Origin of the sequence: Myxococcus dinghuensis, assembly GCF_024198235.1 — a bacterium.
Lineage (GTDB): Bacteria > Myxococcota > Myxococcia > Myxococcales > Myxococcaceae > Myxococcus > Myxococcus dinghuensis.
Map to the genome: position 1 here is coordinate 294,864 of NZ_JAKCFB010000007.1, position 23,388 is coordinate 318,251.

Consider the following 23,388-nt stretch of genomic DNA (forward strand, 5'->3'; position numbering starts at 1 on the left):
GCGCGCCCGGGCCTTCCGGTCAGAGGTTGAAGCCCACGTTGCCCACGGAGATGCTGGGGCCGAAGATGAAGGACCAGCGGCTGGTGGGCACGACGGAGCCGTCCGACCGGCGGGTGACGTCGTCGCGGAACTCCCGCGCCACCCACGCCTGCGCGCCCACCGCGGCGCCCGGGCCGATGGGCACGCGCAAGCTCAGGCCCAGCACCACGGCCAGCGTGGGCGGGAACTCGATGTCGCCGGACTGGGGGATGAGGCCCATGCCCATCAGCCCCATCTCGATGCCGAGCAGCCGCTCCTGGCCCTCGTTGTTGAGCAGCGCCAGGCGCGACACCACGCCGAAGTTGAGGATGAGCTGCCCGCTGGGCTCCGTGGCGCGGTAGAGGCCGGCGGGGATGGTGGCCGTGGTGTAGAGGCGGAAGCGCCCGCCGGCGACGATGGCCGTCCACTGCGCGGAGGGCAGGCCGGAGCGGTTCTCCGTGCTCAGCGCGTAGCGCGACTCGTCCGCCACCAGCGACACCTGCACGAGGATGCGGTCGTACTGCCCCAGCTGTCCCGGCACGGGGATGGTGCGTGACTCGCCCTGGGGGCGCAGCAGCATGCGCTGCTCCACGTGGCTCTCCGAGCGCGTGCCGCCGTCGGGCTTGGTGACGTCGATGCGCAGGACGATTTCCTGGTTGCCCTGCTCGGGCTTGAGCCGCTGACGGTGGATGATGACGCGGCACGAGTCGCGCATCGCGTAGGCGATGCGGTGCGGCCGGCTGGGCTCCAGCACCTGGTCGCTGCCGTCCTTGTCCGCGCAGACGAACTCCACCACGCTCTCCACTTGAATGGGCACGCTGGCCTCGCGCACCGAGCGCTGGATGCGCTCGCTGACCACGACCAGGTCCGTCGTCGCCAGCTCCCCGGGCAGCGTGGGCAGCTGGTAGCCGAAGCGCAGCGAGACGAAGCCGCCGGCGGTGGGCTCGCCCTGGATGAAGGTGGCGCCGTCCTTCGACGTGACGCTGTAGGCGCCGGGGATGGGGCGGGGCACGAAGCGGCCCAGCTCTCCGCTGGAGGCGACGTGCAGCTCCGCGGGGCGGTTGATGGGGATGAAGTCGATGGGGCCCTGGTCCGCCAGCTCCAGCGACGCGCGCGGCACGGGCACGGGCTGCGTCTTCGTCGTCTCCGACGCGACGACGGAGCCCTCCACGCGGGAGGTCTGCGCGGTGATGGTGATCTGCTGCTCGGAGGTGCCGCCGGTGCGCAGCAGGGCGTAGATGCCGTCCTGCGCCTTCACCACGCGCTCCACGCGCGCGCGCTGGTCGTTCACGGACCACAGGAGCTTGCGCGGGTCGTGCTGGCAGGACGGGTCCAGCCGGATGACGAACGCGGCGTTCTCCGCGTCGCGCAGCACGGTGCCCTCCACCGCGGTGAGTGGGCAGGCCAGCACGGGCAGCGTCTGGGTGAGGACCTGCTCCATCACCTCGCCGCGGGCGAAGAAGATGCGCGGCGCCAGCCGCAGCCGCAGCGTCACGCTGACGTCCACGCCCGGCACGTTGCGCAGGGAGATGCTGCCCTCGTTGATTTCACAGCGCACGGACCCGCCGCACTCCACGGACGCCAGCGCCTCCGAATGGTTGATGACCACCGTGCCCGGCCCCCGCGACACGTCCACGCCCTCCGACTGGATGAGCGGCTGGGTGAGCACCACGCGGCCGGGGCGCAGGCGGAACGTCTCCGGCGACACCAGGTTGCCCGCGGCGTCGTAGGTGGTGACGTCCGGGCCGCTGCGGCCGTACGGCGGCGTCCACGCCAGCGAGGCGCTGGTGGGCAGGTTGCGCGCCACGGGCACGGTGCAGGTGGACGGGCCCCGCTCGGCGCTGGGCGCCAGGCAGGCCTCCTGGCCCACCCGGGGCGGCTCGTCGGACTCGCGCGGCGGCGGCGCGCTCCACGCCACGCCCACGTGGTCCAGCCCCTGGCCCTTCAACTCCACGCGCCCCTCGTCCGGATAGAACGACGTGCCGGTCGCGTCGATGCGCGGGAAGGCGCCGGTGGCGATGACGGTGACGCGCTCCTCGGTGGTCTCGCACTGGGCGGCGGTGGGCGCCACCTTCAGCTCCTGGATGCGCGCGTCCTCCTGCTCCACGCGCGTGGGCGGGCGCACCGACCGGCGGTCCTCGGACAGCGTCCAGCCCTGCCTCGGCGCGCCACACACCACTCCCTTGGAGATGACCGGGACGATTCCGCCGCCCTCGGGCACCTGGATGACGGGCGCCGCGACGGCGAGGCTGGCCACGAGGAGCCAGACGAAGGGAAGCGCGCGGACGGATTCCATCCCCCCGTTAAACAGCGGGGGCGGGCACCACCGTCAAGCACCACGTGCGACCGGGGCCCGCCTGATACAGAAGGTGCTTGTGGGTGAGGACGGAGTGTCCTCGACTGGAATCCCCGAGGGAGCCGGGGCTCCCTCGCCCGAGGCACGCGCGGCTCAGCGACGCTTGCGTGTCAGCAGGACGACGGCGCCGAGGATGGCGGCCATCGCGCCCCAGGCCTGGGGGCTCATCGTCTCACCCGCCAGGAGCGAGCCCAGGCCCACCGCCACCACCGGGTTGACGTACGCGTAGCTGGTGGCCAGCGCGGGGCTGGCGTGGCGCAGCAGGTAGCCGTACGCGCTGTAGCCGATGAGCGACCCGAAGGTGATGAGGTAGAGCAGCGACAGGATGCCGCGCGTGCTCGGCACCTGCGCGATGTGCTCGCCCCGGACGAGCCCGAAGACCAGCATCAGCGCCCCGCCGCAAATCATCTGCGCCGCGGAGGCCATCATCCCCCGCGGCAGGTCCATGCGCCGGCTGAGGATGGAGCCGAACGCCCAGCTCATGGGCGCGGCCATCAACGCCAGCGTGGGCACCAGGTCGGCCCCCAGGCTCCCGCCCAGGTTGAGCAGGACGATTCCCCCGAAGCCCAGCGCCAGCCCCCAGCGCTCCAGCGTCCCCGGCCACTGCCCGAAGAGCCCGCCGAACAGCGCCGACCAGATGGGCAGGCTGCCCACCACCAGCGCCGCCATCCCGGACGGCACCCACTGCTGCGCGAACACCACGCCCCCACTGCCGATGGTGAGCAGCAGCAGCCCCACCACCGCGCTGGAGCGCCACTGTCGCTGGGTGGGCACCGGTGCGCCCCGCATCCTCAGCACGGTGAACAGCAGCGTCCCGGCCAACATGAAACGGAACCCCGCGCTCAGGAAGGGGGGCAGCCCGCTCTGGAGCATCCAGCGGCCCGCCAGGTAGGTGGAGCCCCAAATGAGATAGAGCGTCAACAGACACAGGATGAGGAGCCCGCGCTGGGGGCCCGCCTCCGGCGTCGGGGTGGGCAGGGCGCCGGGGGAGACCGGGAGCGCGGTGGGTGTTGGCGAGGAGGCGGTCGAGGCGGACACGGTGCGCTGGCTTGTAGCGGTGGATTTCCCCGCGAGCCATGTGCGCATTGCCATACCCCACAGTCCTCCATTCTCCGGGGCGGTACAGTGCGAGTGGATGTCACCCGCGTGCGCAGCGGCGCCCGCTCGGCTTCCTGGCCGTGTCGCGTGGGCTTCGGGCGGGCCCTGCGTCGGCCGTTGGCGCGGCATGGATTGAACGTCCGGACGCGCTTCCTTAAACTCACCGAGGAGCCCTGGGGCGGCGAGGGCCGTGGGCTCCGGAGCGTGAACGCCGGGATGTCCGAAGAGCTGGGTGAGCGCGAGAAGGAGGTCCTGCGAGCCGTCGTGCAGGAGTACATCTCCACGGGCGGGCCCGTGGGCAGCCAGCAGCTCGCCCGGCGACCGGGCTTCGAGGTCTCCTCGGCGACCATGCGCAACGTGCTGGCCGACCTGGAGGAGCTGGGGTTCCTCGACAAGCCACACACCTCGGCGGGTCGGGTCCCCACGGACGCGGGCTACCGGTTCTACGTGGACACGCTGGTCAAGCTGAAGGACCCGTCCCCCAGGGACCGCGAGCTCATCCACGCGGGGCTGATACACGACACGACCCTGGAGGAGGTGCTGGGGGAGGCCAGCCGCATCCTCCATTCGCTGACGCGCCACGCGGGCGTGGTCGTCACGCCCCGCCCGGACTCGGCCGTGTTCCGCCGCATCGAGTTCGTGCGCCTGCGCGAGGACCGCGTGCTGGCCATCCTGGTGGGCCAGAGCGGGCAGGTGCACAACAAGGCCATCACCGTCGACTTCCCCATCACCTCGGACGAGCTGCTCAAGGCGAGCAACTACCTGTCGGAGCTGCTGCACGAGGTGCCGCTGGAGGAGGCGCGCGAGCGCATCCGCGTGGAGATGGACCAGGAGCAGGCGCTGTACAACGCGCTGACGTCCAAGGCGCTCAAGCTGGGCGCGGCGGCCACGGACCTGCCCACGACGGACCGCGTGCTCATCCAGGGCACGGGCTCCTTCCTGGAGCAGCCGGAGTTCGCGGACGTGGAGCGCATGCGCGCCCTGTTCAAGGCGCTGGACGAGAAGAGCAAGCTCTTGACGCTGCTGGACCGCGTGCAGCGCGCCAACGAGATGCAGATCTTCATCGGCGCGGAGAGCGACTTCTCCGCCGCGGGCGACGTGTCCGTCATCGCCAGCCCCTACGGCAACCAGGAGCAGGTGCTGGGCACGGTGGGCGTCATCGGCCCCACCCGCATGGACTACCGCCGCGTGATTCCGCTGGTGAATTTCACCGCGCAGGTGCTCTCGCGCGTGCTGGACAAGGTGTAGCCGGAAGGTCGTCCGTCGCGGGGCGGGCCGTCAGTCCGCGCGGGTGGCCTGCAGCTCCTGCTCGTTGCCCCCGCGCACCAGGCGCAGGCGGACGGGGGAGCCCGGCGCTCCGCGGGAGCGCAGCTCGGCCTCGGTGCGGTTGCGCACGACGACGCCGTCCACGGCGACGAGCCGGTCTCCCACGGTGATGCCGGCGCGCGCGGCGGGCCCCTCGGGCGTGAGCCACGCGAACGCGACGTGGCCCCGGTTCTCGCTGAACCCCGCGCCCAGCGTGCCCGGGGTGGCGCGGCGAGGGGCGACGGAGATGTCGCCCAGGTCGGTGGACTCGACCTCCGCGACCTTCACCGCGCGCGTCTCCACGCGGCCCTCGGGAGGCGCCAGGCGCACGGTGTGCGCGCCGGGGCGGACGGCGTCCAGGTGGAAGCGGCCGTCGGTGCCGGTGACGGTGTCGGGGCTGGCCGTGACGGTGCGGTCGAGGAACACCGCCACGCCGGACGCGGGGCCGCCGTTGCGGCTCCACACGGCGCGGCCGGAGATGGAGGAGGCGCCCTGCGTGAGGGGGACCTCCACGTCCGCGTTGCCGCCCGGGGTCAGCGTCACCTGGGCCTCGCCGGAGCGGCCGTCGCGGGTGCGGACGGAGAGCTGGAGGCCCTGCCCCGGGGCGTCGTGCAGCTCGAAGGTGCTGCCGGAGAACTGACGGGTGGTGGTGGCCACGCTGGCCCAGGGCAGCTCCTCTCCGTTCGTTTCGTTGAGCGTGAGGGTGAAGCCGTCGGGCGGTGTGCCGCTGCGGGCGACGACGCGGCCGCGCAGGTGGGCGGCGGGCTGGAGGCGCAACCGCACGGGGCCCTGGCCCTCGCTCACGTGGGCGAGCCGCGCCACGCGGCCGGCGTTGTGCGCGACGAGCTCCGCGAGCGGTGGGGCGCCCGGGGGGCGGGTGGGGAGGGCGAACGCGCCGTCCTCGTCCGCGCGCACGCGCACGGTGAGGGGGAAGTCGCCGCCCTGCACGGCCGCCACGGCTGCGAAGGGGCTGGGCGCGCCGGAGGCCTCGAGGACGGTGCCGGAGATTCCGCGCTCCTCGGTGAGGAGGAGGTCCTGCTGGAGGGCGCTGCCTTCCTGGACGGTGACGGCGGGGTCGTCCTCGTGGAAGTACATGAAGCGCGCGCGCGGCAGCACGGCGGTGAGCTGATACACGCCGGCGGGCAGCTCCAGGTGGTAGAGGCCCTCGGCGTCGGTCTCGGTCCACGCCATGTCGGCGCTGCCAGCCGGGGTGCCGCGAGGCACGGCGCGGACGACGGCGGGCTCGGGCACGCGCTCGCCGGAGGCGAGTGTCACGCGGCCCTGGACCATGCCGGACTCGGTGAGGGTCAGGTCGACGCGGGCGCGGGTGCCGGCCTTGAGGGTGTCGGTTCGGCTCGTCCAACCCTGGACGCCGTCGCGTCGCGCGCGCACGAAGGTGGGGCCGGGGGCGAGGTCGGTGAGGCGATAGGCGCCCTGGGCATCCGAGCGGGTGCTGCGCGCGAGGCCCTCGCGCTGCTCGGCGCGGACCTCGGCGTGGGCGACGGGCTGGCCGGAGGTGTTCGTCACGGTGCCCTCGACCTCGGCCGTGGCCGGTTCGAGCTTCACGTCGAGCGAGGCGAAGGCGCCGGAGGGTACGACGACGGCGTCGAGCCGCGCGCGGGCGTAGCCGGGGGCCTGGATGGCGAGGTCGTAGTCGCCGGGGGGAAGCTCCAGGCGGTAGATGCCCTCGCCGCCGGAGGTGGCGCGCCCCAGTTCGCCGTCCGCGCGCGAGGGGCTCGCGACGAGGAGGGCGTCGCGGATGGGCGTGCCGTCGGAGGCGGTGACGCGCCCCGCGAGCCCGCTGGCCGCGCCGAGCGTCACGGTGAGGCCGCGCAGTGTCTGGCCCGGGGCGACGGACAGCGTGCCGGGGAGTCGGCCCACCATGTCGCCGCGTCGGGCGGTGAGGACCCAACTGCCGGCGTGGACCTCGAACGCGAAGCCGCCGCCCTCGCTGGTGGTGGCGCGCACGGGGGCGGGGCCTCCCGAGGCGAGGAGCTCGGCGCCCGCGACGGGCTGTCCCTTCGCGTCGACGACGAAGCCCTCCAGGGTGCCCGCGCCCCACAGGCCCACGACGAGCTCGGCGGTGGTGGGGACCTGGAGGAAGCGCAGGACGCGGGGGCTGAAGCCGGGGGCCTCGGCGGTGAGGGCGTAGCGGCCGGGGGCGAGGTGCGCGAACTGGAAGTGGCCGCGCGTGTCGCTCGTCGTGGTGGCGGACTCCTCCGGGAGCGACGTGGGCTCCGCCCAGGCGATGGCCGCGCCGGGGTAGGGGCGGAGGACGAGCTCCGCCAGGGGGATGGGCTCCTGGGTCCCTTCCGCGACGGTGCGCCCCTGGAGGGAGACGCCAGTGGCGAGGGAGAGCTCCACGGGGGTCTCGGCCTCGCCGACGGGGCGGGTGGCCTCACGGCGGGCGGGGGCGTGACCCGCCAGGTGGGCGGAGAGGAGGTAATCGCCGGGGCTGGCGGGGAGGCGAAGCGTGCCGTTCGCGCCGGTGGTTCCCTCGTTCGCCAGCCGCCATGGGTTGGGTTCGGCGTCATCGCGGGCGACGCGCAGCCAGGCGCGGACGCGTGCGCCTGGGACGGGGCCGGCGGAGGTGACGACACGCACGCCGAAGGCGCCGTCGGCCGGGGTGGCGGTGGACGCGAGGGCGGGCGTGGGTGGGGCGGGGGCGCGGGTCGGAGCCGGGGTGACGGAAGCGGCGGGGGCGGTGACGGTGACGGCCGTGGGGAGCGCGGCCCCGGGCGTGGTCGGCGGGACGCGGAACCAGAGCAGGAGCCCGGCGGAGATGGCGAGGATGGAGGCGAAGAGGAGGGGGATTCGGTAACGCTGGCGCACAACGCGTCCTCCCCGCGAACGGGCGCTCCGCCGCGGAAGGGCTCCAGCGTAAGCCAGCCCGGGTCATTTCGGAATTCGGGGGTGCGTTGGAGTCGTAGCCGCGTTGCGCAATCGCGACGTATCCCGCCGGGTGATTCAACCAGGGTGGAACGAGGCGCGGACGGCGCGGTGCGGGAGCGCGCCGATGGACGTGCTCGCGAAGGGCGTTACCGACGATCCTCGGGGCTGGCAGGTCGCCGGGTCACCTCGACGGAGCGGAACCGGACGCCGAATTCGCTGTCGGGCCAGCAGAGGACCCGGTGTTCGAATCGGCCGTCTTCCGCGATGTCGACCTCGGCATAGAGCAACCCGGCGCCTGGGTGCGTGAGGCCCAGCGCCGAGAAGTCATGGGGCGGGACTCCGATGAGGTCGGCATCCCGATAGCGCAGGGTGATGAACTCGTAGCCGACCTGGAGGTCGCCGATCAGCGCGCGGAGCTCGAAGACACCCTCCGACGGTCCCTGCCACCCCTGGACCTGTCCGTCGTGGAGGTTGACTGCCGACACCAGCACTTCGGCGCCATCGCGCAGTCGAGGTGCAATCTCCGCGAGATGGCGCGAGTAGGCGGCATTCACCTGCGCGTCCTCCTCCTCGGTGAGGTCTCCTCCGTGCCAGGCGCGGGTCAGCCACTTCATGGGCATGCGCCGCAGTGTAACTCCCTGGATGGGCTCTCCGCGAATGCTGGGGCTGTGAATGGTGGAAGGTTCCGGCGTGGCCCCGCTGGATTATTTCACGTGAATGGACCTCTGAGGTCGTAAGTAAATTGATTGACTGTTGAGGTCTTGTTGTTGGCGGTGCTATGGAGGGCTTGCTGCCGCGAGGCGCGGGCAGCCATGGCGGGGGGCCTATGAGACTGATGGGTGTTGCTGCGCTGTGGTGCGCATTGGCGACCGGCTGCGCGACGACGCGGGTCGTGAATCTCGAAGTGGGGCAGGGGCAGAGACGGGCATTCACGCCTGTCGAGTCCGAGCCCGTCGAGGTCGATGAAGATGACTTCAAGGCCGCGGTGACGCGGTTGGTCCTCGACCTCCGGCTCGATGTCACGTCCAAGGACGAGGCGCAGGATGGCCGTTACTCACTACTGGCGTCTTCTGGGCAGCTTGTCGATGGTGTGAAGGGCCAGAGGGTCGCCACGACCTATGAGCGCATCTGCATGCGCCAGGACGACCCGGAAAGTTGTCTTCGGTTGACCTCGGCCGGGCTCACCTTGGAGCTGGGGGCAATGGAGCGTCGGATGCTGGCGCTTTCGTTCGCGCTCGATGCCGTCTGGGACGGAGTTGAAGAGGCAATTCGAGACGTGGCCAATCCAGCGGTGCTTCGGGTGATGGTGACGACGATGATCGGGACGACCCTGCTGATGCTCGTTGCCCCAGAGCCCCTCACGAAGGTCATCGCTGTCGCGTTGACCGCGTCACTGATTGCGTACCTGGGGACGGGACCGGTCTGGAACCTCGGACGGGGATTCCTCCTGCTCATGAGTGAAGCTGGCGCCGCGAAGGACTTCGTCGCCTTGCACGATGCGGGGCATCGCTTCGGCAAGGTGCTTGGGGACAACGGTGCCAGGGTGTTGGTGCTCGTCGCACTGTCGGCGCTGGGCGGTCGGGCGGCGATGGCTTCCCAAGGGCCGAGGCTCCCCGGATTCGCGCAGGCCGCGACACGGGCCGAGTTGGAAGGGGGCTTTCAGCTCGCGGCCGCGTGGGCAGGAGAGGTGCAGGCCATCTCGGTGTCGTCGGCGAGTGTGCTGAATATCGCGCTCGCGCCAACGGCCGTGGCGGCTGTCGCGATGGGGCCAGGAACGGGGCCCGGCGGCATACAGGGGGACCCCGATGGCAACGTCCATCACATCTGTACGGACAAGAACACCGTCTCGGATTCGAATGGAGGGCCCTGGACGCCTGAGTTCGAGCGGATATTCGGCAAGGCCGACATGAAGCTGAGCGACCCGGAGAATCTCGTACGAATCCGAGGGCACCAGGGGCCACATCCGCGCGAGTATCACGAGAAGGTCTTCAAGCTCATCGACTCCGCGACCAAGGGATGCCGATCTCCAGCCCAGTGTCGAGTGGCGTTGACTCAGGCGCTTGCGAAGATTGCCCGAGAGCTCGTAAGGGAAGGGACGAAGTTGCGGAATCTCATCTCATCAGGTGCCGGAGAGTAGGCCTTGGAACGACGGTTCTTCGATTTGATGGTCGATGTGTACGTGAAGGACCGCTGGTACCTCTCGGACCCTGTCGACGACCAAGGCAAGGAGATCGACGACATCTGGTTGTTCAGGCATGGGAACCCCATTGAGGTGCGGGGGCGGTTGCATCTCCCGCTCTACCGACCTGGAGCTCCCTTGGACATCGAGTTCGCGGGTGCTGGAGGTACGCCCGTGCTCAGCGCCCGCGCTGCGTCTGTCTTCCGAGAAATGGCGCCTGATGACGTGCAGCTCTTCGAGGCCTCCGTGGAGGGGGACCCTCGACCCTATTTCCTACTCAATGTCGCTCGGACGATTCGCTGTATCGACGATGCCACGAGTGAGGAGGTGGAGTACCGCACGGCGGAGGAGTTCACCGAGCGGATTGGGGAGTATTGGTCCGTGTCGGGGCTGAGAATCGACAAGTCCAAGGTCGGAGCTGCTCGCGTGTTCCGAACGTGGGGGTGGGGACCGGCGCTCATCGTTTCGGAGGACATCAAGGATGCCCTCGAAGCCAACGGAATCTTTGGCGGAAAGTTCTCGGAAGTCTGAGTCTCCGCCGGTCGCTCGATGAGGTCGTGCTCAGCGCCCGTCCCAGAACTTCTTGTCCCCGTACTCCCACTCATAGGGGACGCCCGTCTCTCCAAGCACGAAGCGCACCAGCCACGGGAACGCCGCCTCGGCGCGGACGTCGTTGGAGAGGATGAGGACGCAGCGCTGGCCACGAGGCAGGCACACGAGGGTGTTCCCGGTGCTGTCGTTGTGTCCACCCTTGTAGAACCCGCGCCCCTGCGGGCCCTCGAACACGACGACGCCCAGGCCCGCCGCGAGGTCGGCGCGCCGCTGCTCCGGAGGCAGCTCGTCCTGGAGCGTGGGGAACTGGCTCCGGGTGGTGATGGGCAACTGCGGCGACGTCATCTGCGCGAAGGCCCCCGCGGAGAGCCCCTCGCCCCGCACCAGCGCGGCGGCGAAGCGCGCGAGGTCGTTGAGCGTGGTGTCCATCGAACCCGCCGCGCGCACGGTGCTGCGCTCGTCATGGGGCTCGACGCCTCCATCGACCATCCATCCGTCGGCCAGGTTGTTCGCGAAGTCCGGTCGCCACTGCATGCTCGTGTTGCGCATCCCGAAGCGGTCGAACACCCGCTTCTGCATCTCGGCCCCCACGTCCAGCCCGAGCCCGCGCTCGAGCACGAACTGCATCAGGATGAGGCCGTCACCCGAGTACGCGTAACGGGTGCCGGGCGCGAAGTGGATGCGCAGCTTCTCGTCGGGCTCGAGGAACCCGAAGTTGGCGAAGCCGGGGCTGTGGGTGAGCAGCACGCGCGGAGTGATGGCCTTCCATCGCTCGTCGCCGGAGAGGTGCGACCAGGTCGAGTAGCGCTGCTCGTCCGGATACTCGGGCAGCGGCTTCTCCAGATACCGGGCGATGGACGTCCCGAGGTCCAGGCGCTTCTCGTCCGCCAACTGCATCACCACGTAGGCGAAGACCGTCTTGGTGAGGGACGCGCCGTACATCACCGTGTCCGGCTGGAGCGGCTCGCCCCGCGCGTTCCGTGCGCCATACGCTCGGGTCGTCACCACGTCGCCGTGGTCGATGACGGCGATCGCCAGGCCCTTGGCCCCCGTCGCGGCCATGGCGCGCGCCACCTCGGCGTCGAGGGCGGTGATGTCCGGCACGGACGACTGCTCGCGAAGCGCGGGGGTCGTGGCACAGCCGCTGGTGAGCAGCGCGCCCAGCATCCAGATACGCAGCGATTTCATGGTGTCGGCTCTCGATGAAGTGTCGCGCAGGGTACCTCGCGCCGCGAAGCTCCAGCAACCGCGTTGCATCTCCGGATGTTTCAGCGAAGCACACTTTCTCGTGAAGTCGCGGCCGGGTTCACCGCAGGGGCGGGTAGTCCGTGAAGCCCTTCTCCTCGCCGGCGAAGTAGGTGGAGGCATCCGCGGGAGCGAGGGGGGCGTCGCGTCGGAATCGCTCGGGCTTCGCCGCCCGCTTCACCGAGCTCGTCGGAACACCTCCCTTGGAATACCTGGCGCGGTGGCGGATGACGAAGGCCGCCCAGCTCCTTCGGGAGAGTGACCTCCCATTGAGCGAGCTCACGACGACCATCGGCTACCAGAGCGAGGCCTCGTTCAATCGGGCCTTCAAGCGCTGGGGAGGGCGCTCCCCGGGGACGTATCGGCGCGAACACCAGCGCCGCGGCCCTACCGCCGAGTCCCTCGGCGCCGCGACGTCGCGTTGACCGCGCAGGCGTTTCAGAACCGTCCGGCGAGCCCACCGATGATGTCCCGTCCCGTGTGGGTCACGACGGGCATGACCTGGAGCGCCGCGGCTTCGTGGCGCTTGCGTCGTCGCTCGACGCGCAGGTGATGGGAGACCTCGTAGCTGACGATGCCACCCACCAGGGCGAGGGACGCGGTGAAGATGTGCGAGGACGTCGCGGCGAACGCTCCGTTGCCCCAGTTCTTGCTGATGCCGTAGCCCAGGAGCGCTCCCGCCGCGACACCTCCCATGGTCCAGCCGAACTGCCCTTCTCCTTCCAGGATGCTGCCGGCGCCGAAGATGCCCACGCCCATGCCGACCGGCATGCCCAGCAGGGCGAGGTAGAGGCCGCCCAGTCCGCCGAAAATCTGGGTGATGGACTCGCAGCCGTCCGGGGCGCAGCTCTCGAAACTGAACTTGGCGACGAGCAGGCCCGGCATCGCGCCCACGACCAACCCCAGGGAACCACCCACCAGCTCGAGCGGGAGGCGGGGCTCGGTGCCGTACTTGGGCTCCTTGAAAGGGATTGTCGGTCGGAACCGCTCGCGTGGGACCAGGGGCTCCTGCGCGGGGATGAGCGGCGGCGGCGGTGGTGCCTCCAACTCCTCGGCCGTCTCGGGCTCCTCGGTCTCCGGCTCGGCACCAGGCTCCTGGGCCATGGCCAGCCACGGGACGAGCAGGAGCAGCGGAAACCAGCGCGTGACAGTCATGTGCGGATGCTACGTCTGACGCACTCTGCGTGCGTCACGAATGGGTTCCAGCGGGCGCTGATGTCCTGGGGTGGGCGGTGACCCTTCGGGGCGTCGCCCTGCGCCGGATGCCAGTCGTCCGGCGTCCTGCCTCCCCCTCCCTCGCGGACGGCTCATCCGAAGCACCTCCTCCGCCCAACTTCGCAGCGAGCAGCGTCGATACCTCGGTGCCCCGGGAGCACGTACATGACGAGCAACGGCAAGTCCAAGAGCAGTGGGAACGGCCACAATGGCAAGCAGCCTGGCAGGAAGCCGAACATCCTCGTCATCTGGGGTGACGACATCGGTCTGTGGAACGTCAGCGCGTACAACCAGGGGATGATGGGCTACCGCACGCCCAACATCGACCGCATCGCCCGCGAGGGCGCGATGATGACCGACTGCTACGGTCAGCAGAGCTGCACCGCGGGGCGCGCGGCCTTCATCACGGGCATGAACCCCCTGCGCACCGGGCTGACCACCATCGGCATGCCGGGCGCGGACTACGGCCTCCAGGCCTCGGACCCGACCATCGCGGAGATGCTCAAGCCAGCGGGCTATCTCTGCGGACAGTTCGGCAAGAACCACCTGGGCGACTCGAACCGCTACCTGCCCACGGTGCACGGCTTCGACGAGTTCCACGGCAATCTCTATCACCTCAACGCGGAGAACGAGCCGGAGTGCCCCGACTACCCGAAGGACCCCGCGTTCAAGGCCCGCTTCGGCCCGCGTGGCGTGCTGCACACCTGGGCCACGGACCGCGACGACCCGACCGAGGAGCCTCGCTGGGGGCGCGTGGGCCGGCAGAAGATCGAAGACACCGGGCCGCTCACCACGAAGCGCATGGAGACGGTGGACGAGGAGTTCCTCGCGTCCTCGCTGTCCTTCATGGAGCGGGCGGTGAAGGAGGACAAGCCCTTCTTCATCTGGCACAACACCACGCGCACCCACGTGTGGACCCACCTCCAGCCGAAGTACCGCAACAAGACGGGCAAGGGGCTGTACGCGGACGCCATGGCGGAGCTGGATGACCACGTCGGCGTGCTGCTGAAGAAGCTGGACGACCTGGGCATCGCGGACAACACCCTCGTCGTGTTCTCCACCGACAACGGCGTGGAGAAGATGGGCTGGCCGGATGGCGGCAACGCGCCCTTCCGTGGCGAGAAGGGCTCGACCTGGGAGGGCGGTGTCCGGGTCCCCTGCGTCGCGCGGTGGCCAGGGGTCATCCCGCCGGGCACCGTCATCAACGACCTCTTCGCGCACGAGGACTGGATGCCAACCTTCGTCGCCGCCGCGGGGGGCCCCACGGACCTGGTGGAGAAGTGCAAGAAGGGCTACGCCGTGGGCGACAAGAAGTTCCGCGTCCACCTGGATGGCTATGACCAGCGGGAGCTGCTGTCCGGCAAGGGGCCGGGCGCGCGGCACGAGTTCATCTACGTGCTCGACAGCGGCAGCATCGCGGCGGTCCGCTACGACGACTGGAAGGTCATCTTCGCGTACCAGGATGGTCACGGGCCGGACATGTGGTTCAGCGGCAAGCGCTTCAACCCGACGTGGCCGTACCTCATCAACCTGCGGTCGGACCCGTTCGAGGAGGGGCTCTACTCCGGGCTCTACACCCAATGGTACGGCGAGCGGATGTTCCTCTTCGTCCCGGCGCAGGGGCTGGTGAAGCGCTTCGCGGAGAGCCTCCTCGACTACGTGCCGAGCCAGGCGCCCGGGAGCCTCAGCATCGGCCCCATCAAGGAGCAGGTGAAGGCGAAGATGCGCGAGAGCCAGAACCAGGGGAAGAACGAGGTCGGTGACCAGGTGATGGCGCTCGCGGAGGAAGTGGAGAAGGCGCTCCACCGCCTCCAGCAGAGTCACGCCTGAGGCACGAGGTCCGAGGGCGTGAGTCCCGCGCGCTCGGACCGTCGCCCCGCGTCCGTGAGGCTTCCGGAGCGCGGGGGCCCGGTGCTGGCGCGAGGGGCGCCGAGGCCGCCAGGCTCCAGGTCGCCTGGCCCCTCGGGGCCGCGAGTGTGGGGGGCTTCGCGGTGCTCGTTCACCGCGAGGCACCCGGGCATGGCCTGGGGGCGATACCTGCGCACACGACCGCATCCCAGCTTGGATGCGCATGTCGCTCATGTCCTTGGGATTGCTTGCGCTGTTGGGTACCTCGTCTGCTCATGCCTCGTCCGCCCAGGAGCCTTGCTCCGCGGAGTCATTGGAGTGCCCCAACGACGCCCACCGTGAACTCAAAGACCACGTCTTCCTGTTCCCCATCCTGCAGTCCTCCGCCTTCGTCACCAGCCACGTGGGGGTGAGGGAGGGACTCGCGCGCTACGACGTGCCGGACCTGCCCGTGGGAGACCTCGGGACGGTGGATGTCTTGCTCACGGGGTTTCAGCAGACGCTCGACCTGGGGGTGGGCATCACTCCCTGGCTCGGCGTCGAGGGCTTCGCGCGCGCCACGTTCGTCGCCGGCGCGAACGTGCGCTCGCTGGTATCGAATGGGGCCTCCGCCTCGCTGTTGGGCGAGGTGGGCCCCGTCGTTCGTGTCTGGCGCAACGACCACAGCGGCACCCAGCTCACGGTCCGCGCGAACTTCGGTTACCAGAAGGGCAACGAGGTCACGGTGCTTCCGCTCGTGCGGAACATCCTGGACACGCCTGGATTGACGCTCGACGACGTGGTGAATGGAAACACCGGGAAGCTCCTGCGCATCCGCAGCAAGGAGGTCGTGCTGAACGGGGGCCTCTATCTGGCCCAGTCCTTCGGGAGCGTCTTCTCGCTGCAGGCCTCTGCCCGGGTGGGCTACGCATGGCAGCAGCGCGAGCCATTCGACCCGGTGTCCGAGCTGTTCATCACCCAGAAGACCCACGCGCTCCGCGTCAACCTCGCGGTCGCGCTCGCCGTGGACTTCGCCTCCCTCGATGTCCCCGTGGCGCTCATGGGGGAGTATCTGTTCGGCACGGGGAGACAGACCGAGACGGACCTGCCCCACCGGACCCTGCACTCGAGCACCATCGCGCTCGGCGTCTACTACACGGGGCGTCCGAACCTGCAGGTGGGACTCGGCGCCGTGACGACCCTGGACGCCGAGCCCCGGCGCGGGTTGGGCCCCGAGGGACGGGATGCCCAATCCGGCAAGCCCACGCTCAGCTATGGCCAGCTCATCCTCCGCTACATCTGGTAGCCGGACGGGCGGGGGCCTGCGTTACCTCCGCTCGCGCTCGTCGAGCTCCTCACGGAGCTCCTGGATGATGCGTCTGCGGTGGAACACCTTGCGCTCCAGGTGGCCCATCGCCCAACTGGAGAGGGCGACGGCGGGGGCCACCACGGCGGCGAGTCGAGGATTGCCGAGCGCGGCCTCGCAGCCCACCGCCGCGGCGATCCAGATGGAGGCGGCCGTCGTGATTCCGAAGATGGCGCTGCCGCGCTTGAGGACGCTCGCGGCGCCCACGAAGCCGATGCCGGAGGCCACGCCCTGGATGATGCGCAGCGTCTCCGAGGGCGGCCCCACCAGGTTCGCGCCGGAGGTGCAGAAGAGGGCGGCGCCCAGCGTCACCAGGTAGTGGGCGCGGACGCCGCCGGGGCGCTTGCGGTAGGGCAGGCCCAGGACGATGCCCGCACCGCCCGCCACGAGCAGTCGGACGAACAGCTCTTCACTTCCGAACGTCGAGGCCATTCCCGACTCCTCGCCGGCACACGCACGCGCCCAAGCTGGGCCTCATGGGGAGGGCTCGCAACCCGCCGTTCAGAAGCCGATGGCCGGGAGTGCGGGCCAGGCCCCGCCGTCGAGCGCGCGCTCCAGCGCGTCCGCGTACCGGCGGAGGAGGGGCTGCCACGGCGCTGTCGGCTCCGTGGTGTCGAGCAGGGTGTGCAGCCGCGCTCGCGCCGCGCGTCGGTCCTCCACTTGTCGTGCCCGCTGCGCCACACAGGCGGCGAGCCGCAGGAGGTGCAGGACGACGGCGGGCTCGCCCTTGCCATAGCGGAGGATCTGGTCCGTGGCGAGCTCCAGGCAGTCGCGCAACGTCGGGCCGCGAAGGAAGACGCGGGGTGTGCCGGAGGCATCCGTGAGCACGCGGGACCCGAGGGGGAGCTGGCCCAGCTCGCACAGCAGGAGCGTCAACTGGTCCACTGCTTCCACGGCGGTGTAGGGGTCGTTGATGCCGGGGGACAGCGCCTTGATGGCCACGTCCACCAACTGGCGGATCCCCAGGGTGATGTCCTGGTCCTCGTCCCGCCAGCGGTCCACGCGGATGGCGTGGAGGACGTGCCGCTCGGTGGACTCGGGCGATGCGTCGGAGGCCGGAGGCTCGTACTCGAGCCAGCCCACGTCCTCGCCTCGGACCACGGGCTCGCCGATGGCGCGCTCCAGGTGGATGACGAGTCGCCGCTCCGTGGCGAGGGTCAGGAGCGCGCGCGTGTCGACGGCGACGACGAAGCCGCTCCTCCGGATTCGCAACGGTGAGGGGGTGGAGGCGGAGCGAGGGGGCGATGACTCCAGGGTCTCCGCGGGGACACTCGTGAGCCTTCGCGCGACGTCGAGGGTCGCATGGCGTACCCGTTGGACGAGGTTCTCCACGCGCATGCGCTGGAGGGTATGGAGCACCTGGAAGATGAGCGCGGCCTCGCAGGCGACGAGCAGCAGCATGGCCAGCGCGAGCGCGGGACGAGGCTCGCGCACGTTCTCCGGGGAGAGGCCGAACGCATGCGCCGCGACGAGGCAGAAGACGCTCGTGGCGACGAAGACCGGGAGGACCACGCGGCTGCCCGCGCTGTGCAGGTACATGCGCAAGAGGCGCGGCGAGTACTGGGCCGCGGCGTTCTGCGCCACGAGCATGGACAGGGACAGGACGATGCTCAGCGAGCTGAGGGCGATGCCCAGCGTCGTCGAGAGCATCTGCCGCGCCTCGCTCGTCGTCGTCTGCCAGGCCACCCCACTGAGGACCCCGGCGATGGGGCGGGGTGGCTTCACGAGGAGGAGCGCCAGCGCGGTGCCCACCACGGCGCCCAGGACGGCGGGGAGCCACAAGCGATGATGCACCCACCAGTGGACGGGCGCGCTTTCGCGAGACCGGCGGCGCTGGGGGCCGAGGAGCCGTGCCCTGGGCCGGGGAAGCGCCTGCGCACCCGCCATGTCCGTTCACCTCCGCTGGTGTGGCCTCGTCACGCGGACCGTCGCCTCGGAGCGTGAGCGCGGGCAGTCAGTCGAGGAGGACGAGGGTCCACTCTCGTGGAGGCTGGGAACGGCTGGCGTGTGGGGCAATGCGGAGCGAGCCGAGGGGCGGGCGGCTGCACCGTCAGCGCGGGGGCTCTTCATCCCGCGCCGCGAGCGCGCAGCCGGGCCAGGATGCGCGCCCTGCGCGATGTCCCGCGGTGGACCGAGGAGCCGTGCCCTGGGCCGGGGGCGACGCCTGCCCGCTTGTCCGCCGTTCTCCATGGCCTGTCTCCGGGGCGAGTGGCGACACCTGACCCTGCCGGACACGCTCTCACGGTCCTCTCATGTGTGGCCGCTATCTACCGCGGTAGCAGCACGGCGGTGGGCGATCCACCGCGCGAACAAGGAGCACGCACCCATGAAGACCTGGAAGCTTGCGGCGGTGGGGACCCTCGCGATGGTGGGGCTCGTCGGGCCCGTTTGGGCCAAGGACGTGGCACTCCAGCCCTCCGAGGTGCCCGCGGCGGTGAAGACCGCCGTCGCCACGAAATACCCGGGAGCGAAGGCCCAGCGCTTCTCGAAGGAGAAGGAGAAGGGCCAGAGTGTGTACGAGGTGGTCCTCGACTCCGGCTCGCGTCAGGTGGAGGTCAGCCTGGCGGAGGATGGGTCCATCCTCTCCGAGGAGCAGACGCTGACGCTCCAGGAGCTGCCGGCGGAAGTGAGCCAGTCGCTCGCGAAGTCCCCCTACGCCTCCGCTCGCGTCCAGCGCATCGAGAAGGAGACGAAGGGAGACACCGTCCGCTACGAGCTCGTCATCGAGCAGCAGGGCAAGAAGCAGGAGCTCGTGTTCGACGGCCAGGGCAAGCTCCTCGAGCACGGCCACGGCGGTGGAGAGGACAAGGGCGAGAAGCACGGCGAGGAGGCCGATGACTAGGTCACCGGCACTGGGTGCCTGACCGGCCGGCATGGGCGCTGTTCGAGGTAGAGTGAGGGCCCGGCCTTCCTCGGAGGTGCCGCGCGAACTCGTCCGTTGGAAGGAGTCACGTCTGAAGATCTCGAACATTCCCTTCTGCACGACGAACTGGAGCGAGCTCGAGCCCACGGAGCACCCGGGTGCTGTGGGGAAGGCGCTCTGGCGGACGCTCCAGGCGGGAGACATCCGGGTCCGGCTCGTCGAATACACAGCCGGGTACCTGGCGGACCACTGGTGCAGCCGCGGGCATGTCTTGCTCGTGCTCGAGGGAACGCTGCTCACGGAGCTGAAGGACGGACGGCGCTTCGAGCTCGGGCCGATGATGAGCTACCAGGTCTCCGATGACGACGGGGCCCACCGCTCGTCGACGGAGACCGGGGCCAGGCTCTTCATCGTGGATTGAGGAGCGCCTGCCCCAGCGCTGGGCGGACCCGTCCCCGGGTTCAGGCGGTGCTTGCCGCCGCCTGAACCCTTCGAGACTCCTGTGCCTTCGTTGGCCGCAGGGTGGGCAGGGAGTCAGGCGCGGCGATAGACCCAGGCCGAAGGTTTGCCTGGAGGGAGGGTGATTTCCCCGATGCGCATCCTGGTCGTCGAAGACTTTCCGCCGCTCTCCCGGGCCATCGTCCAGGGGCTCCAGGAGGCGGGCTATGCCGTGGATTCGGCCGGGGATGGAGAAGAGGGCCTGGCGAGCGCGCAGGCCTGTCCCTACGACGTCATCCTCCTGGACATCATGCTCCCCAAGCTGGACGGGCTCTCGCTCTTGCATCAGTTGCGCAAGCAGCACCATCCCGCGGCCGTGCTGCTGCTGACGGCGAAGGACACCGTGGCGGACCGGGTGATGGGGCTCGACGCGGGCGCGGATGACTACCTGGTCAAGCCGTTCGCGTTCGAGGAGGTGCTGGCGAGGGTGCGGGCCATGGCGCGGCGGCGCTATGGCCAGCGGGAGGCGCAGGTCGTCATCGACGACTTGGAGGTCGACCTCGTCGCCCGGACGGTGACGCGCGCCGGGCGGCCCATCGCCCTCTCCGCGCGTGAGTACGCCGTGCTCGAATACCTCTGCGCGCGCCGAGGACACGTGGTGACCCGGATGGAGATCTGGGACCACGTCTACGACTTCGCGACCGAGCCCTCCAGCAACGTCGTGGACGTCTACATCGGTTATCTGCGCCGGAAGATCGACGCGGACCATCCGCACAAGCTCATCCGGACGCGCCGAGGGCAGGGGTATGTCCTGGGGGAGCCGGAATGAGGCGGGTGCCCTCGCTGCGGCGCAGGCTCGCGATGACGCACGCCGTGGTGCTGGGGGCTGCGCTGTGTGGCTTCTCGCTCCTGCTGCACGCCGTCTTTACACGGGCGTTGACCCATCAGTTCGACAACACCCTCGCGGCGGAGGCGCGTGCCATCGCGAGCCTCGTCGAGCAGAAGGACGACGGGAAGTGGGAGGTCGAGTCCTCCTCACTGATGCTGCTCGCGCAGGGCGATACACCCTCCCTCTTCGAGGTGCGAAGCCAGGAGGGACGCCTCATCGCCCGCTCTCCGGGGCTGCGCGAAGGGCAGCTTCCGAGGACGCCCTGGCCCACGGAGCCCGTCCACCTCGCGCTCGAACTCCCCGATGGGAAGCGCGGTCGCATGTTCGCGGCGCGGGTTCCCGCGGGGGCCGAGGAGGGAGAATCCGTCGACGTGATGGTCTCCGTGGCGAGGGAGACGGGGACCCTCGACGCGGTCGCCTCGCTGCTCACGGGGGCGCTCGCGGTGGCAGGTGCGACGACGCTCGTCCTCGCCATCCTGGCGGGTGTCGTCGCGACGCGCCGGGGCCTGCGACCGCTCGAGTCGCTCGCGTCCCGGGTGGAGGCCATCGACGGCTCGCGGCTCGACACGCGGCTCCCGGAGGAGGGTGTCCCTGACGAGCTTCGCCCGGTGGTGTCTCGCTTGAATGGGTTGCTCGCGCGACTGGATGTCGCCTTCGAACGGGAGCGACAGTTCAGCGCGGACGTGAGCCATGAGCTGCGCACGCCGCTCGCGGGCCTGAGGGCCATCCTGGAGGTCTCGGGGATGCGCGAGCGTTCTCCCCGGGAGCACGCCGCCGCGCTGGCTGAGGCGCTCGGTGTCGTGGGGTTGATGCAGGGGTTGGTGGAGCGGCTGCTGCTCCTGGCGCGGCTGGACTCGCGGCAGATGTCCGCGGAGCGGGAGGCCATCGCCTTGAGGCGCCTGGTGGATGCCAGCTTCACTCCGTTGGCTGGCCGTGCGCAGACGCGTGGGCTGCGGTTCGAGAACCTCGTCGCGGACTCCGTCGTGGTGCATACGGACCGGGAGAAGCTCCGGCTCATCCTGGGCAACCTGCTCGGCAACGCGACGGACTACACCGAGCCAGGGGGCCTCATCCGCGTGTCGAGTGCTCCCGAGCGGGGCGTGCTCCTCGAGGTCGAGGACAGTGGGCCGCCGATTCCAGAACCGGCCCTGGAGCGCATCTTCGAGCGGTTCTACCGCGCCGATGCTTCACGCACGGGGACGGAGGAGCACAGTGGCATCGGCCTCTCGCTGGTGCGCTCGCTGTGCAACGTGCTGGGCGCCAAGGTGCGGGCCGAGAATCGACCCGGTGGATGGGTGGCCTTCGTCGTCCACCTCGATGGGGCCAGCGACGCTCTCGACGTGGATTAGGGTGTGTCCCACTGGTGAGCGGGTCGACATCACGGTTTCCCTCGAGCCCGTGCTCATCGATTCGCGGTGAAGTTCAGACCTCTTCGAACTTGCCTCCGAAGATGCCGTTGGCCTCCAGGGCATCCTTGATGTCCTCGTCGACGATGAGTGGCGAATGCCAGCCCCACGTGCGGAACACGCGTGCATCACCGACCTTGGACTTGTCGATGCGGAGTCCACTGACCGACCGGTACTCACCGATCCGCTCTTCGTACTCGTCCGCCGTGCGGAGCTGGACCTCTTCGCACGCGGCGTCGTCGATGCAGCGAATCGTTCGAGCCACGTTGAGCAGGAAGAACGGTCTTGCGTCGCCCTCTACATCGACGGGAAAGAGCTGGACATCGTGAGGTGCCAGCTCGCGGAAGATTGAGGCGACACGTTCGCTGACGATGGGCGTTCGTCCCGCCCCCGCGGTGGTGAAATCCAACGGGTTTCCGGGACGAGAGATCGGAATGCGCAGCCGCTCGTTCAAGTCGACCGGAGTGCCGGCTGTGAACTGCCAGATGTCCTCAATCTCCTCTCCCGCACGGGTCTGTGGGTCTGCGAAGTACCACCTACCCGGGACATAGACGTCGATTGTCAAATTGAAGAAGCGTCGTTCCACTGGGTTATTCCTCAGCGCCATTCATGAGGAGCTTTCTCAACTTGGAGCCTTGCTTTGTCAGTTCTCTGGCGATCTTCGCTAGCTCATTGACGAGCGCGGCTCGGCATCTTTCGACGCCCCGGCATCCACGGGTTGCACCATCGATACGAGTAAGCACTTCCTCGTGATACTTCTGAGGATGAGGGCCTTGATGCCCTCTGAGTCGTATGAGATTTGCGTTGTCACTGAGACTCATCCTAGCCCGGTTGAAAATGTCCTGAAAGAGCGGCGTCCACGGCCCTCCGTTCGCGTCAGAAACCATATTCTTATCGGTGCAGATGTGGTGCACGTTGCCGTCGGGGTCGCCCTGAATACCTCCGCCGGCTCCCGTTACGGCTCCAACTCCTTCACCTGGTCAAGTCCCGAATCGTGTGTAATTGGTCCGGAGGGGTACGGGGAAGGAATGCTCCTTGGTGGGGTCAAGCAGCGGCAGTGTCTGGGGTTGAGTTGAGCAGGGACATGTCGAGGTAGCGGCGGTCATCCCAGACGCCAGTGACTTCGAGGGCGACGGCGGTGATGAGGCGCAGGGCGCTGGCCCTGTCCGGGAAGGCGCCCACGGAGCGGATGCGGCGCTTCACCTCGCCGTGCAGACGCTCCAGGCCGTTGGTGCTGCGCAGGCGCTTCCAGTGGGCCTTGGGGAAGGAGAAGAAGCAGGTGGCGGCGGCGAAGCCTTCGCTCAGGCACTCCATGGCCTCGGGGAGCTGACGCCCCAGTCCGTCTTGGAGGGCCTCCAGCCGCTTCCTGGCGTCTTGGAGAGAGGCTGCCTCGAAAATGGCCGAGGTCTGCTTGCCGAGCCGACTGCGCAGCCGCCAGGGGGCTTTGGCGAGGACGTTTCGAGTCAGATGCACCGTGCAGCGCTGGAGTCGGGCCTCCGGCAGCGCCTGCCGGGCCGCGGAGGCCAGGCCCGCATGCCCGTCGGCGATGACGAGCCGCACGCCCGTCAGTCCTCGCTCGAGCAGTTGGCGCAGCAGCTCCAGCCAGGAGTCTTGCGACTCGCTGCCACCCAGCGTCACGGCCAAGAGGTGCCGGTGCCCATCCTCTCCCACGCCGTAGGCCACCAGGGCCGAGACGTTCTGCACCGTGCGCGCCCACCTGGCGTCCAGGAAGGTGGCAT

20 protein-coding genes and 1 pseudogene are annotated in these 23,388 nt (G+C 69.7%); 10 read left to right on the forward strand and 11 right to left on the reverse strand.

Annotation, left to right across the window (positions count from 1 at the left end):
- Positions 1–19: 19 nt before the first annotated feature.
- Together LZ198_RS13365 and yedA are read right to left on the reverse strand one after the other, a co-directional pair.
- Positions 20–2,314, reverse strand: a complete 2,295-nt coding sequence (locus tag LZ198_RS13365; protein ID WP_253972317.1) for a hypothetical protein — start codon at positions 2,312–2,314, stop codon at positions 20–22.
- 153 nt (positions 2,315–2,467) lie between these two features.
- The gene (gene yedA / locus LZ198_RS13370; RefSeq protein WP_323382513.1) at positions 2,468–3,412 is read right to left on the reverse strand and encodes a drug/metabolite exporter YedA; all 945 of its coding nucleotides are present in this window, start codon (positions 3,410–3,412) and stop codon (positions 2,468–2,470) included.
- A 276-nt stretch (positions 3,413–3,688) separates the two neighbouring features.
- On the opposite strand from yedA, the gene hrcA reads away from it, so the two are divergent.
- The gene (hrcA, locus tag LZ198_RS13375; protein ID WP_253972318.1) at positions 3,689–4,720 is read left to right on the forward strand and encodes a heat-inducible transcriptional repressor HrcA; all 1,032 of its coding nucleotides are present in this window, start codon (positions 3,689–3,691) and stop codon (positions 4,718–4,720) included.
- Between the two features lie 30 nt (positions 4,721–4,750).
- Here the strand turns inward: hrcA and LZ198_RS13380 are convergent, their stop codons facing one another.
- Positions 4,751–7,609, reverse strand: a complete 2,859-nt coding sequence (locus LZ198_RS13380; protein ID WP_323382515.1) for a carboxypeptidase regulatory-like domain-containing protein — start codon at positions 7,607–7,609, stop codon at positions 4,751–4,753.
- A 206-nt stretch (positions 7,610–7,815) separates the two neighbouring features.
- A complete protein-coding gene (locus tag LZ198_RS13385; RefSeq protein WP_253972319.1) occupies positions 7,816–8,283 on the reverse strand; it encodes a hypothetical protein in 468 nt (155 codons plus the stop codon).
- Between the two features lie 212 nt (positions 8,284–8,495).
- Between LZ198_RS13385 and LZ198_RS13390 the strand changes: the two genes are divergently transcribed.
- The gene (locus LZ198_RS13390) at positions 8,496–9,806 is read left to right on the forward strand and encodes an AHH domain-containing protein (RefSeq protein WP_253972320.1); all 1,311 of its coding nucleotides are present in this window, start codon (positions 8,496–8,498) and stop codon (positions 9,804–9,806) included.
- Positions 9,807–9,809: 3 nt separating this feature from the next.
- Positions 9,810–10,379: an imm11 family protein gene (locus LZ198_RS13395; RefSeq protein WP_253972321.1), complete on the forward strand. Its 570-nt coding sequence runs from the start codon at positions 9,810–9,812 to the stop codon at positions 10,377–10,379.
- Between the two features lie 30 nt (positions 10,380–10,409).
- Here the strand turns inward: LZ198_RS13395 and LZ198_RS13400 are convergent, their stop codons facing one another.
- Complete coding sequence (locus tag LZ198_RS13400) at positions 10,410–11,588, reverse strand: serine hydrolase domain-containing protein (RefSeq protein ID WP_253972322.1); 1,179 nt, start codon at positions 11,586–11,588, stop codon at positions 10,410–10,412.
- Between the two features lie 260 nt (positions 11,589–11,848).
- Here LZ198_RS13400 and LZ198_RS13405 point away from each other — a divergent pair, with 260 nt between their 5' ends.
- The gene (locus LZ198_RS13405) at positions 11,849–12,070 is read left to right on the forward strand and encodes a helix-turn-helix domain-containing protein (protein ID WP_253972323.1); all 222 of its coding nucleotides are present in this window, start codon (positions 11,849–11,851) and stop codon (positions 12,068–12,070) included.
- A gap of 13 nt (positions 12,071–12,083) precedes the next feature.
- Here LZ198_RS13405 and LZ198_RS13410 read toward each other — a convergent pair whose 3' ends face one another.
- Positions 12,084–12,800, reverse strand: coding sequence for a hypothetical protein (locus tag LZ198_RS13410; protein ID WP_253972324.1), 717 nt, complete (start codon positions 12,798–12,800; stop codon positions 12,084–12,086).
- A gap of 225 nt (positions 12,801–13,025) precedes the next feature.
- Between LZ198_RS13410 and LZ198_RS13415 the strand changes: the two genes are divergently transcribed.
- On the forward strand, positions 13,026–14,690 hold the full coding sequence (locus LZ198_RS13415) for an arylsulfatase (RefSeq protein WP_253972325.1): 1,665 nt from the start codon (positions 13,026–13,028) through the stop codon (positions 14,688–14,690).
- Between the two features lie 241 nt (positions 14,691–14,931).
- Positions 14,932–15,993, forward strand: coding sequence for a hypothetical protein (locus tag LZ198_RS13420; RefSeq protein ID WP_253972326.1), 1,062 nt, complete (start codon positions 14,932–14,934; stop codon positions 15,991–15,993).
- A gap of 21 nt (positions 15,994–16,014) precedes the next feature.
- Here LZ198_RS13420 and LZ198_RS13425 read toward each other — a convergent pair whose 3' ends face one another.
- Both LZ198_RS13425 and LZ198_RS13430 read right to left on the reverse strand, forming a co-directional pair.
- A complete protein-coding gene (locus LZ198_RS13425) occupies positions 16,015–16,485 on the reverse strand; it encodes an MgtC/SapB family protein (RefSeq protein WP_253972327.1) in 471 nt (156 codons plus the stop codon).
- 69 nt (positions 16,486–16,554) lie between these two features.
- A complete protein-coding gene (locus tag LZ198_RS13430) occupies positions 16,555–17,835 on the reverse strand; it encodes a DUF2254 domain-containing protein (protein ID WP_253972328.1) in 1,281 nt (426 codons plus the stop codon).
- A gap of 544 nt (positions 17,836–18,379) precedes the next feature.
- Here LZ198_RS13430 and LZ198_RS13435 point away from each other — a divergent pair.
- From LZ198_RS13435 to LZ198_RS13450, 4 genes are all read left to right on the forward strand, one after another.
- Entirely contained in the window at positions 18,380–18,895 is a 516-nt protein-coding gene (locus LZ198_RS13435; protein WP_253972329.1) for a PepSY-like domain-containing protein, read from the forward strand.
- A 52-nt stretch (positions 18,896–18,947) separates the two neighbouring features.
- On the forward strand, positions 18,948–19,337 hold the full coding sequence (locus tag LZ198_RS13440) for a DHCW motif cupin fold protein (protein WP_253972330.1): 390 nt from the start codon (positions 18,948–18,950) through the stop codon (positions 19,335–19,337).
- 159 nt (positions 19,338–19,496) lie between these two features.
- Positions 19,497–20,183, forward strand: a complete 687-nt coding sequence (locus LZ198_RS13445; RefSeq protein WP_253972331.1) for a response regulator transcription factor — start codon at positions 19,497–19,499, stop codon at positions 20,181–20,183.
- Complete coding sequence (locus tag LZ198_RS13450) at positions 20,180–21,592, forward strand: ATP-binding protein (RefSeq protein ID WP_253972332.1); 1,413 nt, start codon at positions 20,180–20,182, stop codon at positions 21,590–21,592. The genes LZ198_RS13445 and LZ198_RS13450 overlap by 4 nt, the downstream gene beginning before the upstream one ends.
- Positions 21,593–21,665: 73 nt before the next feature.
- On the opposite strand, the gene LZ198_RS13455 is transcribed toward LZ198_RS13450, so the two are convergent.
- The 3 genes and pseudogenes from LZ198_RS13455 to LZ198_RS13465 all read right to left on the reverse strand — a co-directional run.
- Positions 21,666–22,235 carry an imm11 family protein gene (locus LZ198_RS13455; RefSeq protein WP_253972333.1) on the reverse strand — a complete coding sequence of 190 codons (570 nt, stop codon included), beginning with the start codon at positions 22,233–22,235 and terminating at the stop codon, positions 21,666–21,668.
- A gap of 4 nt (positions 22,236–22,239) precedes the next feature.
- Positions 22,240–22,626: pseudogene (locus tag LZ198_RS13460) on the reverse strand (AHH domain-containing protein); the annotation flags it as partial.
- Positions 22,627–22,693: 67 nt separating this feature from the next.
- A partial coding sequence (locus tag LZ198_RS13465) for an IS256 family transposase (RefSeq protein WP_253972334.1) occupies positions 22,694–23,388 on the reverse strand: 695 nt, incomplete at its 5' end.

What these genes read in the sequence shown, in the direction of transcription:
- LZ198_RS13365 (WP_253972317.1), bottom strand. Translation starts at nt 2,314, where the DNA reads ATGGAATCCGTCCGCGCGCTTCCCTTCGTCTGGCTCCTCGTGGCCAGC.
- hrcA (WP_253972318.1), top strand. Translation starts at nt 3,689, where the DNA reads ATGTCCGAAGAGCTGGGTGAGCGCGAGAAGGAGGTCCTGCGAGCCGTC.
- LZ198_RS13385 (WP_253972319.1), bottom strand. Translation starts at nt 8,283, where the DNA reads ATGAAGTGGCTGACCCGCGCCTGGCACGGAGGAGACCTCACCGAGGAG.
- LZ198_RS13390 (WP_253972320.1), top strand. Translation starts at nt 8,496, where the DNA reads ATGAGACTGATGGGTGTTGCTGCGCTGTGGTGCGCATTGGCGACCGGC.
- LZ198_RS13400 (WP_253972322.1), bottom strand. Translation starts at nt 11,588, where the DNA reads ATGAAATCGCTGCGTATCTGGATGCTGGGCGCGCTGCTCACCAGCGGC.
- LZ198_RS13410 (WP_253972324.1), bottom strand. Translation starts at nt 12,800, where the DNA reads ATGACTGTCACGCGCTGGTTTCCGCTGCTCCTGCTCGTCCCGTGGCTG.
- LZ198_RS13415 (WP_253972325.1), top strand. Translation starts at nt 13,026, where the DNA reads ATGACGAGCAACGGCAAGTCCAAGAGCAGTGGGAACGGCCACAATGGC.
- LZ198_RS13420 (WP_253972326.1), top strand. Translation starts at nt 14,932, where the DNA reads ATGTCGCTCATGTCCTTGGGATTGCTTGCGCTGTTGGGTACCTCGTCT.
- LZ198_RS13425 (WP_253972327.1), bottom strand. Translation starts at nt 16,485, where the DNA reads ATGGCCTCGACGTTCGGAAGTGAAGAGCTGTTCGTCCGACTGCTCGTG.
- LZ198_RS13435 (WP_253972329.1), top strand. Translation starts at nt 18,380, where the DNA reads ATGAAGACCTGGAAGCTTGCGGCGGTGGGGACCCTCGCGATGGTGGGG.
- LZ198_RS13450 (WP_253972332.1), top strand. Translation starts at nt 20,180, where the DNA reads ATGAGGCGGGTGCCCTCGCTGCGGCGCAGGCTCGCGATGACGCACGCC.